The sequence below is a fragment of the Microbacterium sp. PRC9 genome (assembly GCF_031844125.1).
In the GTDB taxonomy this organism is placed as follows: domain Bacteria; phylum Actinomycetota; class Actinomycetes; order Actinomycetales; family Microbacteriaceae; genus Microbacterium.
The window spans coordinates 622,634-637,329 of sequence record NZ_JAUZUR010000002.1 but is presented as its reverse complement, the minus strand read 5'-3'; the positions used below and the strand labels follow the sequence as shown (position 1 = coordinate 637,329).

The window sequence follows — 14,696 nt, the reverse complement described above, 5'->3', positions numbered from 1 at the left end:
GTTTCGATCAAGGACGCTCATGGTTCTCTCCGGACTTCTCTCCCTGCCGGCCGCCGCGGCCGAAGTGACCCCCGTCGGCCCGCCGTGGCAGCTGCTGACCGCCGCCGTCATCGGCATCGCGATCATCGTGGTGCTGATCACCTGGCTGAAGGTGCACCCCTTCCTCGCCCTGATGATGGGCGCCATAGCCACCGGGATCATCGCCGGGTTCGAACCCGGCAAGACGATCGTCAGCTTCACGACGGGCTTCGGCGCGACGATGGGCGGCGTCGGCATCCTCATCGCCCTCGGCGCCATCTACGGCAAGCTGCTGGCAGACTCCGGCGGTGCCGACCGCATCGTCGACACCCTCGTCGCCCGCGCCACGCCCCGGAGCCTCCCCTGGATCATGGGCTTCATCGGCGCCATCATCGGCCTGCCGATGTTCTTCGAGGTCGGCCTCGTCCTGCTCGTCCCGGTCATCATCCTGGTCGCGCGTCGTTCGGGCCTGCCGCTCATGAAGATCGCGATCCCGGCGCTCGCGGGCCTGTCCGCGATGCACGGCCTCGTGCCGCCGCATCCCGGCCCGCTCGCCGCCATCGACATCCTCGGCGCCAACCTCGGCATCACCCTCGCCCTGGGCGTGCTGGTCGCCATACCCGCGGTGATCGTGGCAGGCCCCCTGTTCTCGGGCCTCGCCGCCCGCTGGGTACGCGTTCCGGTGCCCGATCTGTTCGTCACCGCGGAGGACGAGGGCGAGCAGCAGACGCGGCGCCCATCATTCGCCGCCACCCTCGCCAGCATCCTGCTGCCCGTCGTGCTCATGCTCGCCCGCGCGATCGCCGACATCATCGCGCCAGGCTCGACCGCTCCGGCCAAGGCCGTCATCGACTTCCTCGGCACACCCGCGGTCGCGCTCCTCATCGCCGTCATCGTCGGCTTCTTCGTGCTCGGCGGCGGAGCCGGATTCGGCAGAGATGAGATCGCGAAGTCGGTGGGCTCGTCGCTCGGCCCGATCGCCGGCATCCTGCTGATCGTCGGCGCCGGCGGCGGGTTCAAGCAGGTGCTCGTCGACACCGGCATCGGCGACGTCATCGCGAACCTCATCGCCGAGTCCGGTCTCTCTATCCTGTTCCTCGCCTGGCTCGTGGCCGCCGTCATCCGCGTCGCGACCGGATCCGCCACGGTCGCCACGATCACCGCGGCCGGCATCCTCCAGCCGCTCACGGTGGGCCTCGACCCGGCGATGTCGGCACTGCTCGTGCTCGCCATCGGCTCGGGATCGGTCTTCCTCTCGCACGTCAACGACGCGGGCTTCTGGCTCATCAAGGAGTACTTCGGTCTCAGCATCACGCAGACGCTCAAGAGCTGGACGGTTCTCGAGTGCCTCATCTCGGTCGTCGGACTTGTCGGCGTCCTCGCCGTCAGCCTGTTCGTATGAGCGCCGAAGGGAGAGATCGGATGCTGTCGACCCCGCCGATCCTCGTCCTGATGGGCCCATCCGGCACCGGCAAGTCCACCGTCGGGGCCATGCTCTCCGGCAGGCTCGGGTGGCCGTTCCAGGAGGGCGACGACCTCCATCCTGCTGCCAACGTCGAGAAGATGCGGCGCGGTCACGCGCTGACCGATGCAGACCGGATCCCGTGGCTCGAGCTCGTCGCAGCGTGGATCGACGAGCGCCGCGCGGCGGGCGAGCCCGGGATCGTGACCTGCTCGGCGCTCAAGCGCAGCTATCGCGACATCCTGCGCCGCGACAACGTCACGTTCGTGAACTTCACCGGAGACGCGGCGGTCGTGCGCGACCGCATGATGCGGCGGCAGGGGCACTTCATGCCTCCGGCACTGCTCGACTCCCAGTTCGCGACACTCGAGGCGCCCGGGCCCGACGAGCAGGCGATCGACATCGACATCGCGTTGCCGCCCGAGGACCAGGCGGCGCTCGTCGCGTCGGCCCTGCGGCTCGAAGGTTCATGACGCTCCGGCCGAGACCCGCAACGCTCCCGGGCTAGGCTCGTCACGCCAGCCGCGAGCCGCCCCGCCCGAACCCCACGCTCACAATCGGCCGCCTCGCGGCGTGAGCAGCCGGCCATGTCGTGTAACACGAACAGGTCAGACTTTAGGCTGAATAGCAACGAAGACAGGAGCTCGAGTGTCCGAGAATGCAGCGAACATCGGTGTGGTGGGTCTTGCGGTGATGGGGTCGAACCTCGCCCGCAACCTCGCCAGCCGCGAGGGCAACACGGTCGCGGTCTACAACCGCAGCCGGTCCAAGACGGACGAGCTGACCGCGGCGCACCCCGAGGCCGAGTTCGTCCCCGCGTTCTCGTACGAGGAGTTCGCCGCGTCGCTGCAGAAGCCGCGCGCCGCGATCATCATGGTCAAGGCCGGCCGCCCCACCGACGCGGTCATCGACGCGCTGGTCGAGGTGTTCGAGCCCGGCGACATCATCGTCGACGGCGGCAACGCCCTCTTCACCGACACCATCCGCCGCGAGAAGGCCGTCCGCGAGACCGGCATCAACTTCGTCGGCGCCGGCATCTCCGGCGGCGAGGAGGGCGCGCTCAACGGCCCGTCGATCATGCCCGGCGGCTCGGACGAGTCGTGGGTCACCCTCGGCCCGATCCTCAAGTCCATCGCCGCGGTCGCCGAGGGCGAGCCGTGCGTCACGCACGTCGGCCACGACGGCGCCGGCCACTTCGTGAAGATGGTGCACAACGGCATCGAGTACGCCGACATGCAGCTCATCGCCGAGGCGTACGACCTGATCCGCCGCGGCACCGGCAAGAGCCCCGCCGAGATCGCCGAGGTCTTCGCCGAGTGGAACCAGGGCGAACTCGAGTCCTACCTCATCGAGATCACCGCCGAGGTGCTCCGCCAGGTCGACGCCGCCACCGGCCGGCCGCTCGTGGACGTCATCCTGGACCAGGCTGGCGCCAAGGGCACCGGCGCCTGGACCGTGCAGACCGCGCTGTCGCTCGGCGTGCCGGTCTCGGGCATCGCCGAGGCCACCTTCGCCCGCTCGCTCTCCTCGCACCCCGAGCAGCGCGAGGTCTCGCGCGACCTGCCGGGTCCTGAGGAGGGCCTGAAGGTCGACGACGCCGACGCGTTCATCGAGGACGTGCGCCTCGCGCTGTACGCGTCGAAGATCGTCGCGTACTCGCAGGGCTTCGACGAGATCCGCGCCGGCGCCGCCGAGTACGACTGGACCATCGACCTCGGCGCCGTGTCGAAGATCTGGCGCGCGGGCTGCATCATCCGCGCCCAGTTCCTCAACCGCATCGCCGACGCCTACGACGCCCAGCCCGAGCTGCCCGTGCTGCTCACCGCCCCGTACTTCGTCGAGGCCCTCGGCCGTGCCCAGGGCGCGTGGCGCCGGATCGTGTCGGCAGCAGCGGGAGCCGGCATCCCCGCCCCCGCGTTCTCGTCGTCGCTGTCGTACTACGACGGCCTGCGCGCCGAGCGCCTGCCCGCCGCCCTCATCCAGGGCCAGCGCGACTTCTTCGGCGCCCACACCTACAAGCGCATCGACAAGGAAGGCACCTTCCACACGCTGTGGTCCGGCGACCGCACCGAGATCGAAGCCGAAGACACCCACTGACGCCTCGACCGTACGTCCGAGGGCGGATCCCCACACGGGGGATCCGCCCTCGGCGTTTCAGCCCGTGCCAGCGACCGGGTTGGCGGACGGGTCAGGCGGCCTGGCCGTTCGGGCCGGGCTTGACGTTGTGGTTGCGGCAGAACACGTTGCCCGGATCCCACTCGCGCTTGACCGCGGCAAGGCGGGCCATCGTCGCCGGCGGGTACATCCGGTCGGCGAACGTGGCGTCGGTCGAAACGGTGAAGTTGCCGTACACGCCCGACCCCTTCGACTCGATCGCATCCCACTCCTCGATGACCTGCGCGCGGGTCGCGTCGTCGAGCATGCCCGGCACGTCGAACGCGCCGGCCATCGCGAACCATGTCGCGTCGCGAGCGGGGAACGCCGAGTCGTCCTGGGAGACGTCGCCGTACGCCCCGCCCAGCGAGCGCAGGAACGCGACGGATGCGGGGTGCTGCTCGCGGAACGACACGAGCTTCTCGATCGTCTCGTCGTCGAGCACCGGCAGCAGGGTGTTGCCGCCGACGAAGCCGGGCATCGGCTGCTCGGGGTCGAACTCGGGGGCCTCGAGCAGCACGTCGGGATACTCCTGCACCCCGAACTCGCGCTCGGTCACGCCGGGCGCGCCCGCGAGCGGCGCCAGCGCGCGACGCGCCGCCTCTTCGTCGGTGCCGATCCACACCGCCGTGATGGAGGCGCCCGCGGGCGCACTCGGGTCCATCGCGGGCACATCCATGTACGTGACGGTGAGGTCGCGCGGGGCATCGGTCATCAGGTCGCGCAGCACGCGGATGATCGGGCGGGCGTCGCCCTCGATGCCGTAGACCGCGTGCACCACGCCGTCGAGGGGGTGCGCCTCGAAGTCGAACCGCGTGACGACACCGAAGTTGCCGCCACCGCCGCGGAGGGCCCACAGCAACTCGGGGTGCGAGGCATCCGTCGCCTCCACCACCTCGCCGCGAGCGGTCACGAGCTGGGCGCCCACGAGCTGGTCGGACGCCAGACCCCACGCGCGCACCATCCAGCCGATGCCGCCGCCGAGGGTGAGGCCGCCGACGCCGACCGATGCGGTGTCGCCCGAACTGATGCCCAGCCCGCGCTCGGCGAGCGCGTGTGCGACCGCGCCCCACTGCGCTCCCCCGCCGACGCGGACGCGGGTGCCGTCGACCTCGATGTCGTCGAGCGCGGAGATGTCGAGGGTGAGGCCACCGGGCACCCCGCCCCAGGCGCTGTGACCGCCGCCGCGGATCATGATGTCGAGCCGCTCCGCCGAGGCGTAGCGGAGGGCGCCGCGCACGTCGTCGACGGCGGCGGCGCGGATGACGGCGGCGGGCGAGCCGATGCCGGAGTGGAAGCGGCGGGCGGATTCCCATTCGGAATCGCCCGGACGGATGACGGTGCCGACGGCGCCGGTGCTGAGGTCGTCGTTGCTCATGACGGCCAGGCTAGAGGTCGGCGCCGACATCGACCAGGGTTCGCCCGGCCGAGTCGTCCGCGGCCGCGGCGGGTGGGCGGACCGGCGTAGGCTCGCGAAGGTGACGAGCATCCTCTACATCGGCGGCACCGGAACCATCAGCGCGGCGTGCGTACGCCGTTCGGTCGCCCTCGGGCACGACGTGGCGGTCCTGAACCGCGGCGGCGCCCGCCGGCCGCTCCCGCCGGCGGTCGAGCTCATCGAGGCCGACATCCGCGATGCCCCAGCCGTCCGCGCCGCGATCGGCGATCGCCGTTTCGACGTGGTCGCCGAGTTCCTGGCGTTCTCACCCGAGCACATCGCGACTGACCTCGACCTGTTCGAGGGGCGCACCGGCCAGTACGTGTTCATCAGCTCCGCCTCCGCGTACGAGAAGCCGCCGCGCCGGCTGCCGGTGACCGAGTCGACGCCGCTGCGCAACCCGTACTGGCAGTACTCGCGCGACAAGATCGCGTGCGAAGACGTGCTGGTCGCCGCCCATCGCGAGCGCGGTCTGCCCGTCACGATCATCCGCCCGTCCCACACCTACGACGAGCGGCTGCTGCCGACCCTCGGCCACTGGACCGACATCGCCCGCATGCGCGAGGGGCGCCCGGTCATCGTGCACGGCGACGGCACGAGCCTGTGGACCATCACGCACAGCGACGACTTCGCGGTCGCATTCACGGGTCTGCTCGGCAATCCCGCCGCGATCGGCGAGGCGTTCACGATCACCGGCACGCACGCGCCGAGCTGGAACCAGATCTACGGGTGGCTGGCCGATGCGGCGGGTGTGGCCTCCCCCGACCTCGTGCACGTCGCCTCCGACACGATCGCCGCGTTCGAGCCCGCGCTCGGGCCGACCCTCATCGGCGACAAGGCGCATTCCATGGTCTTCGACGTGTCGAAGGTCCAGCAGCTCGTGCCCGAGTTCCGCACCACGATCACGTTCGACGAGGGTGCGCGACGCATCCTCGCGTACTACGACGCGAACCCCGAGGCGCAGCAGATCGACGAAGGCCGCGACGCGCTCTTCGATCGCATCGCGGCCTTCGTGCGCTCTGCCGGCTGAACGCCGGCCAGGCCCTGATCAGCGCGTGATGTCGCGCACCGTCCCCTTGTCGAGGCGCAGGCGGCGCCGGGCGCGGCGCGCGACCGCCGAGTCGTGCGTCACGACGATGAGCGTGAGCCCTTCGTCGTTGAGGGACTGCAGCACCGCGAGGATCTCGTCGCGCATGCTCTCGTCGAGGTTGCCCGTCGGCTCGTCGGCGAGCAGCACGCGCGGCCGCTTGACGATCGCCCGTGCGATCGCGACACGCTGCTGCTGACCGCCCGACAGCTCGCCGGGGCGGTGGTCGGCGCGCTCGGCGAGCCCGACGTGCGTGAGCGCCTCGGCGACCCGCGCGGTGCGCTCGTCCTTCGACAGCCCCAGCGGCTCGAGCGCCATGTCGACGTTCTCGTGCGCCGTGAGGGTGGGGATGAGGTTGAACCCCTGGAACACGAAGCCGATCTCGTGCGCGCGGATGCGGCCGAGCTCGCGGTTGTTCGCCGTCGCGATGTCGATCTCACCCAGGTGCACCGAGCCGGTGGTCGGACGGTCGAGCGCACCGAGCAGCTGCAGCAGCGTCGACTTGCCGCCGCCGGTCGGGCCCTGGATCGTGACGAAGTCGCCCGCGTCGATGGTGAGGTCGACGCCGGCGAGCGCCTTCACGACGCGGCCTTTCTGCGTGTAGGTGCGGGTGACGCCTTCGAGGCGGTATTGCGCCTGGGGCGCAGCATCCGCAGCGGCGGCCCGCTCGGTGTCGATCATGGTCATGACGTGCTCTCCCGTCGGTGAGGTGGGTTCGGGTGTGGTGGGGATGGCGTCGGACATGGGATGCCTCAGCCCACCGATCGCAGGGCTTCGGCGGGGCTGAGCCGGGCTGCGCGCCAGCCGCCGAATGCACCGGCGACCAGGCCGCCGAGCACCGCGATCCCCACGGCCGCGACGACGACCCAGAGGGTGATCGGCGCCGACAGCACGATGTCGGTGCCCGCCGACTGCATGACGTTGCCGAACGCACCGCCGCCACCGCCCATCGGGCCACCGCTCTGACCGCTTTCGGGGCCGAAGCTCTGTGCCGCCGGTGCCGTCGAGATCGTCGGCGAGATGAGGTTGATGGCGATGATGCCGGCGAAGCCGATGATGAGGCCGATGACGCCGCCGATCGCGCCCTGCACGACCGATTCCCCCGCCACCTGGCCGACCACGCGGCCGTTGGACCAGCCGATGGCCTTGAGCGTGCCGAACTCCCGCGTACGGCGTGAGACGCCCGAGATCGTGAAGAGCACGGCGAGCACGAGCGCGACGGCGAGCACGATGAGCGAGAGCCACGTGCCGAGGTTCGTGATGAGGGCGGAGGCGCTCGAGAGCGATCCCGACACGGTCGAGGCGAGGTCCGCCTGCGAGCTCACCGTGGCGTCGGGCAGCTCCTCCTGGAGGGCCGCCTGCACCGAGGCGATGGCGTCCGATGACGCGGCCTGCACATAGACGGTGGAGACGACGTCGCCGGCGCCCGAGAGCTCCTGGGCGACGCCCAGCGGGATGTACACGTCGGAGGCGGTGTCGGCCTCGTCCGAGGTCGAGGCGACGAGTCCGACGATCTCGAACTCCTGACCCCCCACGTCGATGGCGCCGCCGACGGCGAGGTCGGCCGTCGAGGCGTAGGTCGCGTCGAGCACGGCGACGTACGCGCCCTCGTCGGACGCCTCGAGGCCGCGGCCGTCGGAGACCTCCACGGCAGACAGCGGGCCGACGGCGTCCGCCGACGGGTCGATGCCGAGCACCGTGAACGAGTCGACGCCGAACGAACCGCCGCCGAAGCCGCCGCCCCCGCCCTCGCCCTGCTGCGGGGGCTGGCCCTGCGTGCCCGTGCCGGAGTCCGTCGAGTCATCGGGACGCTGCGGCAGCTCCCCGGAGAACGTCATGTTCGTGAGGCTGAGGGCTGCGGATGCCGCGGACACGCCCTCGACGCCCGTCACGGTGTCGAGGGTCGTGGCGTCGAGCGTCGCGCGCATCAGCTCGGTCACGAGCCGCGACTGGCTGAGCTCGGTGGTGCCGTCGTCGGTGGTCGACCCGCCGTCCTGGCCGAAGTCGAACCGGGCACCGCCCTGGCCCGGCTCCGCCTGTGCACCGGTCACGGTGAGGTCGGTGCCGACCCCGTACACGGACTCGAGCGCCTTCGCCTGCGCGGCGCTCACGCCTGCGGCGAGCGAGTTCACGATCATCACGAGGGCGATCGCGATCGCGAGGCCGGCGGCCACGATGATCGTCTGCTTCTTGCGGCCGGCCAGCTCCCGCCGCAGATAGGTGAAGTACATGGGTCTCCTCTTGGCAGGCGGAATGCCGGCCGTCGACGTGACGCTACGGAGCGGCGTGATGCGCGCCCTCAGCGCGACCTATGCACCCGTTATGAACGGTGAGACGACAGTGGCGGGACGAGACCTCGGGTGAACCCCGGAGTCTCGTCCCGCGGCTGGGGTCTCACGGATGAGCGCGGTTTCACAGCCGGCGCATAGCGGGCTCCATAGGAATCGCATAGGAAGGCCCGCACAATGGACGCATGACCAACCCCGCACCGGCCCTCCTGCGTCCCGACGGCTCGAACCTCCGCGTCCTCGTGGTCGACGACGAGCAGATGCTCACCGACCTGCTGTCGATGGCGCTGCGCATGGAGGGCTGGGAGGTCCGCACCGCGGGCTCCGGCTTCGAGGCGCTGCAGTCCGCGCGGGACTTCGAGCCCGACGCGATGGTGCTCGACATCATGATGCCCGACCTCGACGGCATGTCCGTACTGCAGCGGCTGCGTCAGGCGGGCGACGACGTTCCGGTGCTGTTCCTCACCGCGAAGGACGCCGTGAGCGACCGCGTCGCCGGGCTCACCGCCGGCGGCGACGACTACGTCACGAAGCCCTTCAGCCTCGAGGAGGTCGTCGCGCGTCTTCGCGGGCTCATGCGCCGCGCCGGCACCGCCCACGCCGCGGGCGCCGAGCCGATCCTCCGCGTCGGCGACCTCACCCTCAACGAGGACAGCCACGAGGTCGAGCGCGCCGGCACCGAGATCGAGCTCACCGCGACAGAGTTCGAGCTGCTCCGCTACCTCATGCGCAACCAGCGCCGCGTGGTCTCGAAGGCGCAGATCCTCGATCGCGTCTGGAACTACGACTTCGGCGGCCGCTCGAGCGTCGTCGAGCTCTACATCTCGTACCTCCGCAAGAAGATCGACGCGGGACTCGAACCCCTCATCCACACCGTGCGCGGCGTCGGCTACATGATCAAGGCGCCGCAGTGACGGATCAGAAGACTCCCTCCCCCCTGACGACGAGGGCGACGGATGCCTCGACCGGCGCGGACGCGCAGGCCGAGGCATCCACTCCTCCCGTGCAAGACACCCAGGGCGCCCTCCCCCGCCGAGCACCGTGGACCCTGCAGCGCAAGCTGATCGTCACGGTGGTCGGCATCACGTCGTTCATCCTGGTGCTCGTCGCGGTGGCGACGAGCGCGATCCTGGGGCAGGTGCTCGAGCAGCAGCTCGACGCCGAGGTGAAGGCCGAGCGCCAGAGCGTCGAGTATCTGCGGGGCCCCGTCGCGGGAGGACTGACCGCGGAGCAGATCCTCGAGCAGCAGCCGCGCCAGCCCGGCTACTTCCTCGCCGTGCAGTCGCTGCCGGGAGACGCCAGCGCGGCCGTCGTCGACCAGAACGGCGACGTGGTCGCTCTGACCGACGACCAGATCACCGAGATCAACGACAGCGCTCAGGGGCAGCGCGGCCAGCTCGTCGTGACGATCGACGAACTCGGCACGTACCGCATCGAAGGCGTGTCGTTCGGCGGCACGACCATCATCGTCGGCTTGTCGCGTGCCGGGATCACCGAGACCCTCACGCGCATGCTCATCACGATCGGCCTGCTCACCGCGGGCGGCCTGCTGCTGCTCGCCGTCGCGACCGCCTGGACGATCCGCCGAGGCCTCGCGCCCCTGCGCGCCGTCGCCGACACCGCGGCACGCGTATCGGTGCTGCAGCTCGACCAGGGCGAGGTCTCGATCGCCGAGCGCGTTCCCGTGCGCGAGTCCGATCCGCGCACCGAGGTCGGCCGTGTCGGCGCCGCCCTCAACACCCTGCTCGACCACGTCGACGAGTCGCTCACCGCGCGCCAGCGCAACGAGGAGCGCATGCGCAGCTTCGTCGCCGACGCCAGCCACGAACTGCGCACGCCGCTGGCGTCGATCCGCGGCTACTCGGAGCTGTCGCTCACCGCGCTCAGCCGCGGTCAGGGCACGGCTCTCGAGACGACCGAGGCGTCGCTGGAGCGCATCCAGGCGCAGTCGCTGCGCATGACCTCGCTCGTCGAGGACCTGCTGCTGCTCGCGCGGCTCGACGAGGGCCAGGAACTCGTCTACGGCACGGTCGACCTGACGCGGCTCGCGATCGACGCGGTGAGCGACGTCACGCCGACCGGTCCCGACCACGAGTGGGTGCTCGAGGTCGGCGACGAGCCGGTGCTGATCGCCGGTGACACCGGGCGCCTGCACCAGGTCGCCGCGAACCTGCTCGCCAACGCGCGCACGCACACGCCGGCGGGCACGACCGTCACCGTGAGCGTCTCTCGCAACGGCACGGAGGCGATCCTCCGCGTGCACGACGACGGCCCCGGCATCGATCCGTCCCTCACGGACGAGCTGTTCGAACGCTTCTCGCGCGCCGACCGCTCCCGTGCCCGTCAGACCGGCGGCACCGGCCTGGGCCTCTCGATCGCCCGGGCGATCGTGGACGCGCATGGCGGCAGCATCCGTGTCGCCAGCACGCCCGGCGACACGACCTTCGAGGTCCGCCTGCCGGCCCGCCCCGCCGACCCGGTCGCGCACAGCTGAGCCGAGGTCGTTCCTCGGTCCCAGGCGTTTCGTCTCGCTCGTTCCTCGCTCGCCCAACGACCCGATGAGGGCAAAGAGCGGAAGAGCGCTCTGGCGCCCGAAGACGACACGCCTGCACCCGGCGCACGCCACGGCGCGGCGTCAGTAGCCGCTGAAGGCGTCGGTGGTGATCGAGCGGGCTTTCTCGAGCGCGGGGGCGAGCTCGGCGATCAGACCCGCGGGCCCGGAGATGTACGCGTGACGCGACGAGATGTCGGGCACCATCCGCACGAGGCCTTCGGCGTCGAGGCGGACCCCCTGCGCCCACACCCAGTGGGCCGGGAGGTCGCCGGGCCGGTCGCGCGTGAACACCACGACGCGGGCTCCGGATGCCTCGATCTCGTCGCGGTAGGCCAGCTCCGAGGAATCCGACGCGACGTAGACCAGGACCACGTCACGGTCGACGCCTTTCGCCGTCTCCTGGCCGAGCTGCGACACGAACGGCGTCACACCGATGCCGGCGGCGACCATCAGGATCGGCGCCGCGTCGCGCTTGGGAAGCAGGAAGTCGCCCCACACGCCGGTGATGGCGAGCTCGTCGCCCGGCTCCACCAGCGCGAGCGCCTTCTTGTACGAGCTCAGCGGCTTCGTGGTCTTGCCCTCCTTGAAGGCCACCTTCACGAACGGCAGGTCGGCGGGCGCCGAGGCGATGCTGAACTCGCGGCGCGTGCCGCGCGCATCGGGGTGGCGGTGCGGCACCTCGAGCTCGAGATACTGCCCCGGCAGGAACGCGAGCCGGTCGTGCACGCGGAAGGTGAGCTCCTGGACGGTGGGCGTCGGTTCGGAGCGCGCGACGAGCGTGAGCCGCACCGCGGTGCGGACGGCGAACGCGAAGGCGACCAGGTTGCCGACGAGGAGCGCGCGCTCCTGCCCGAGGGTGACGTCGCCGATCGCGATCGGCCATCCGGCGAGCACGCCCACGACCGCCGCGACGGTGAACTGCTGCCAGCGGCGCGGTGGCAGCGTGAGCGGCTCGGACAGCATGAACGCGCCGAGGAACAGGAACGGCGACGACCACAGCACCGGCCACAGCACGTCGAGGATCTCAAGGTCCAAGCCGGCCGCCTGGTACTGCGCCGCGATGCGGAAGATCGCGACCCCGACCGCGATCACGAGGAAGATCGCGACGACGCGCACCTTCTCGGTGCGCACGAGCACGGCGAGACCCAGCAGGATCACGGGTGCGGCGAGCGCAGGCGTGCCCACCCACCACGAAGACGCGCCGAGGTCCGGCCACGCCAGGCTCAGCAGGGTCAGGACGGTCGCGCCGACCGCCGCGGGATTGAAGATGTGCCGGCCGCGCCACGCGAGCACGTACTTCGACAGCGACGCGACGGCGGCGGCGATCGCGATGCCCAGAAGCCCCACGAGCTCGTACGTCGGCCGCAGCACGAACAGCAGGATGTGCGCCGTGATGAGCGACGATTCGAGACGCCACGGGAGGTTCAGCACGCGCTGGGCGGCAGCATCCACCCCCACGCACACCGCCGAGAGCACGACGAGCGTCGCGATCAGCTGCAGCGGGTCGGGTCCGACGAGATCGAAGAACGACAGCAGCAGCGCGACGACGGCGAGCGCCGCGAGCGCGAAATAGACGAGACGGTACATCGACATGCGGCCGAGCACCGCGAAGACGCGGTTCCAGAGAGCGGTCAGCGATCCCATCCGCGTCACACCGGCTGCAGGGGCTCGAAGAGACCCGCGGGCGGGATGACACGGATGCTGTCGCCCGGGCGCACGACGCCGCCTGCAAGCACGACCGACATGACGCCCGCGAGACGCACAGTGGCGCCGCTGTCGTCGACGGAGACCAGTTCCTTCATGAGCCCTTCCGAGAGTCCGTTGATCTGCGCGCAGGGGTTTCGGAGTCCGGTGATCTCGATCACGGCGTCCTCACCGAGCTCGAGCCGCGTGCCGCGCGACAGACCCAGCAGGTCGATGCCCGCGGTCGTGATGTTCTCCCCCAGTGCACCAGGCGTCACCTTGTGGCCCCGCGTCGCCACGAGATCGAACAGCTCGGCGTGGATGAGGTGCACCTGACGGAGGTTGGGCGTCATGGGGTCGCGCGTGATGCGCGAGAGGTGCTGCACGGTCGCGCCGGCGTGGGCGTCGCCCTCGACGCCGATCCCGGCGACCAGGGTGATGCTCTCGCGCGCGGGTTTGCTGAAGCGATGCGCGTCGTCGCGGGAGACCCCGACGACGTGTCCGGAGGAAGACTCGGTCACCCCTCAAGGCTATTCGGTCGCGAAACCGGCGCGGTCCCGGGTCCGACATCTGCTCGCACGAACAGGTCGGCGCGGCAGCCGGGCGACCACTCGACGCGGCCGTCGGTGCTCATGCGCACCCACTCCGCGCCCCACTGGAGCGCGAGGCGCGGGCCGCCGTCGAAGAACAGCGCGGTCGCGATCGCGTCGGCCGTCATCGCGTCGGCCGCCACCGCCCAGGTCGCCGCGTAGGTCCGCACGGGCTGCCCGGTGCGCGCGTCGAGCACGTGGTGCAGGGTCGTGCCCGTCGCCGACGGCCACGCGCGCCGGTTGATCGCGGACGCGCAGAGCGCGGCATCCGTCACCTCCCACACGCCGATCGCGCGACGCGGATCGAACGGATGCTCCAGCCCGATGCGCTGCGGACGCCCCCGCACAGCGAGGTCGCCGCCGGCGTCGACGGTGAGGTCTCCGGACTCGGTGCGCATCAGGACGTCGAGCACGAGGTCGACGAGGCGCCCCTTGCCGAGTGCGCCGACATCGACGGTCGCGGGCTCGGTGAGGGCGAGTCGGCCGTCGCGCCAGCTGAGCCGCTCGCGCCAGTCGTGCGGCGCGGCCACGGGTCCGCCGTCGTGGAACGAGTAGTGCGCGTCATAGCCGAGCGCATCGAGCGAGTCCCCGACGAGCGGGTTCACGGCTCCCCCGGTCGCGTCGGACACGGCGGCGAGGGCGTCGAGCATGGGTACGGCGTCCTCGGGCGACGGAAGGGAGACCGCGCCCCCGGCGAGCGCGCTGACGTCGGAGTCCTCGCGGAACCGCGACCACGCGCGGTCGAATGCATCGATCCGGGCGGTCACCTCGTCGCGCACCGCCGCGGGCAGCGGACGCTCGGCGACGATCTCCCATCTCGTGCCGATGGCGTCGAAGCGCCACGACGCCGGCACGGTGCTCATGGGCTAGCTCGCCGCTTCGGACTTGATCGCCTCGATGGCCTCATTGAAGCCGTTGCTGGTGAGCGACGATCCGGCGACGCGGCTGACCTGGATGTCGTCGATGTCCTGCCCGACCACCACGTCGGCGATGCCGCCGATGAACTGGCCCTGGTACTGCTCCGACTCGCGCTTCTGCGGGTCGCCGGTCACCTCGACCGCGGTGATGACGTCGTTCTCGAGGGTCACCGTGACGCTGATCGTCTCGACGGACTCGGGCGTCGCGTACGAGCCGTCCGCCGTGTACGTGCCGTCGGCGTACGAGCCGGTGCCGGTGTCGGACCCGGTCGAGCCGGTGTCGGTCGACGAGGACGATCCGGTGTCGGGCGTGGTGGGCTCTTCGGCCTCGGAGGCCGTGGCCGCGCAGCCCGAGAGGAGGGCGATGCCGGCGACGGCGGTCAGGGCCGCGCCGGCGCGGACGGGGCGGGAAGCGAGTGCGGTGCGGATCATGACGGTCCTCCTGGCTCGGGTCGGGCTCGTGGCGTCGACGCGATGTGCGCGTCGAAGGGGATCCTTTCAAGCC

13 protein-coding genes are annotated in these 14,696 nt (G+C 71.0%); 6 read left to right on the top strand and 7 right to left on the bottom strand.

The window, feature by feature from the left end; genetic code table 11:
* Positions 1 to 19 precede the first annotated feature (19 nt).
* The 3 genes from Q9R33_RS06480 to gndA all read left to right on the top strand — a co-directional run bounded on the left by Q9R33_RS06480 (position 20) and on the right by gndA (position 3,577).
* Positions 20 to 1,420: a gluconate:H+ symporter gene (locus Q9R33_RS06480; RefSeq protein WP_311293199.1), complete on the top strand. Its 1,401-nt coding sequence runs from the start codon at positions 20 to 22 to the stop codon at positions 1,418 to 1,420.
* Positions 1,417 to 1,953, top strand: coding sequence for a gluconokinase (locus Q9R33_RS06475; RefSeq protein WP_311293198.1), 537 nt, complete (start codon positions 1,417 to 1,419; stop codon positions 1,951 to 1,953). Before Q9R33_RS06480 ends, Q9R33_RS06475 begins: the two co-directional genes overlap by 4 nt.
* 175 nt (positions 1,954 to 2,128) lie before the next feature.
* A complete protein-coding gene (gene gndA, locus Q9R33_RS06470) occupies positions 2,129 to 3,577 on the top strand; it encodes an NADP-dependent phosphogluconate dehydrogenase (protein ID WP_056368069.1) in 1,449 nt (482 codons plus the stop codon).
* Between the two features lie 91 nt (positions 3,578 to 3,668).
* Here the strand turns inward: gndA and Q9R33_RS06465 are convergent, their stop codons facing one another.
* The gene (locus tag Q9R33_RS06465) at positions 3,669 to 5,012 is read right to left on the bottom strand and encodes an FAD-binding oxidoreductase (protein ID WP_311293197.1); all 1,344 of its coding nucleotides are present in this window, start codon (positions 5,010 to 5,012) and stop codon (positions 3,669 to 3,671) included.
* A gap of 100 nt (positions 5,013 to 5,112) precedes the next feature.
* On the opposite strand from Q9R33_RS06465, the gene Q9R33_RS06460 reads away from it, so the two are divergent.
* Entirely contained in the window at positions 5,113 to 6,102 is a 990-nt protein-coding gene (locus tag Q9R33_RS06460; protein ID WP_311293196.1) for an SDR family oxidoreductase, read from the top strand.
* An 18-nt stretch (positions 6,103 to 6,120) separates the two neighbouring features.
* Here Q9R33_RS06460 and Q9R33_RS06455 read toward each other — a convergent pair whose 3' ends face one another.
* Together Q9R33_RS06455 and Q9R33_RS06450 are read right to left on the bottom strand one after the other, a co-directional pair.
* Positions 6,121 to 6,846, bottom strand: a complete 726-nt coding sequence (locus Q9R33_RS06455) for an ABC transporter ATP-binding protein (protein ID WP_311293266.1) — start codon at positions 6,844 to 6,846, stop codon at positions 6,121 to 6,123.
* 65 nt (positions 6,847 to 6,911) lie between these two features.
* The gene (locus tag Q9R33_RS06450; RefSeq protein ID WP_311293195.1) at positions 6,912 to 8,390 is read right to left on the bottom strand and encodes an ABC transporter permease; all 1,479 of its coding nucleotides are present in this window, start codon (positions 8,388 to 8,390) and stop codon (positions 6,912 to 6,914) included.
* 242 nt (positions 8,391 to 8,632) lie between these two features.
* Here Q9R33_RS06450 and Q9R33_RS06445 point away from each other — a divergent pair, with 242 nt between their 5' ends.
* Positions 8,633 to 9,361, top strand: coding sequence for a response regulator transcription factor (locus Q9R33_RS06445; protein ID WP_056368077.1), 729 nt, complete (start codon positions 8,633 to 8,635; stop codon positions 9,359 to 9,361).
* A complete protein-coding gene (locus tag Q9R33_RS06440; protein WP_311293194.1) occupies positions 9,358 to 10,941 on the top strand; it encodes an ATP-binding protein in 1,584 nt (527 codons plus the stop codon). The genes Q9R33_RS06445 and Q9R33_RS06440 overlap by 4 nt, the downstream gene beginning before the upstream one ends.
* Before the next feature lie 141 nt (positions 10,942 to 11,082).
* Here the strand turns inward: Q9R33_RS06440 and Q9R33_RS06435 are convergent, their stop codons facing one another.
* The 4 genes from Q9R33_RS06435 to Q9R33_RS06420 are packed head-to-tail and all read right to left on the bottom strand — an operon-like array spanning position 11,083 to position 14,623.
* Positions 11,083 to 12,645: a flavodoxin reductase gene (locus tag Q9R33_RS06435; RefSeq protein WP_310245966.1), complete on the bottom strand. Its 1,563-nt coding sequence runs from the start codon at positions 12,643 to 12,645 to the stop codon at positions 11,083 to 11,085.
* 5 nt (positions 12,646 to 12,650) lie between these two features.
* On the bottom strand, positions 12,651 to 13,205 hold the full coding sequence (locus tag Q9R33_RS06430) for an MOSC domain-containing protein (protein WP_310245965.1): 555 nt from the start codon (positions 13,203 to 13,205) through the stop codon (positions 12,651 to 12,653).
* A complete protein-coding gene (locus Q9R33_RS06425; RefSeq protein ID WP_311293193.1) occupies positions 13,202 to 14,137 on the bottom strand; it encodes an FAD:protein FMN transferase in 936 nt (311 codons plus the stop codon). The genes Q9R33_RS06430 and Q9R33_RS06425 overlap by 4 nt, the downstream gene beginning before the upstream one ends.
* 3 nt (positions 14,138 to 14,140) lie before the next feature.
* Entirely contained in the window at positions 14,141 to 14,623 is a 483-nt protein-coding gene (locus tag Q9R33_RS06420) for an FMN-binding protein (protein ID WP_311293192.1), read from the bottom strand.
* Positions 14,624 to 14,696: the final 73 nt, after the last annotated feature.

What these genes read in the sequence shown, in the direction of transcription:
- Q9R33_RS06480 (WP_311293199.1), top strand. Translation starts at nt 20, where the DNA reads ATGGTTCTCTCCGGACTTCTCTCCCTGCCGGCCGCCGCGGCCGAAGTG.
- Q9R33_RS06475 (WP_311293198.1), top strand. Translation starts at nt 1,417, where the DNA reads ATGAGCGCCGAAGGGAGAGATCGGATGCTGTCGACCCCGCCGATCCTC.
- Q9R33_RS06465 (WP_311293197.1), bottom strand. Translation starts at nt 5,012, where the DNA reads ATGAGCAACGACGACCTCAGCACCGGCGCCGTCGGCACCGTCATCCGT.
- Q9R33_RS06455 (WP_311293266.1), bottom strand. Translation starts at nt 6,846, where the DNA reads ATGACCATGATCGACACCGAGCGGGCCGCCGCTGCGGATGCTGCGCCC.
- Q9R33_RS06450 (WP_311293195.1), bottom strand. Translation starts at nt 8,390, where the DNA reads ATGTACTTCACCTATCTGCGGCGGGAGCTGGCCGGCCGCAAGAAGCAG.
- Q9R33_RS06445 (WP_056368077.1), top strand. Translation starts at nt 8,633, where the DNA reads ATGACCAACCCCGCACCGGCCCTCCTGCGTCCCGACGGCTCGAACCTC.
- Q9R33_RS06435 (WP_310245966.1), bottom strand. Translation starts at nt 12,645, where the DNA reads ATGGGATCGCTGACCGCTCTCTGGAACCGCGTCTTCGCGGTGCTCGGC.
- Q9R33_RS06425 (WP_311293193.1), bottom strand. Translation starts at nt 14,137, where the DNA reads ATGAGCACCGTGCCGGCGTCGTGGCGCTTCGACGCCATCGGCACGAGA.
- Q9R33_RS06420 (WP_311293192.1), bottom strand. Translation starts at nt 14,623, where the DNA reads ATGATCCGCACCGCACTCGCTTCCCGCCCCGTCCGCGCCGGCGCGGCC.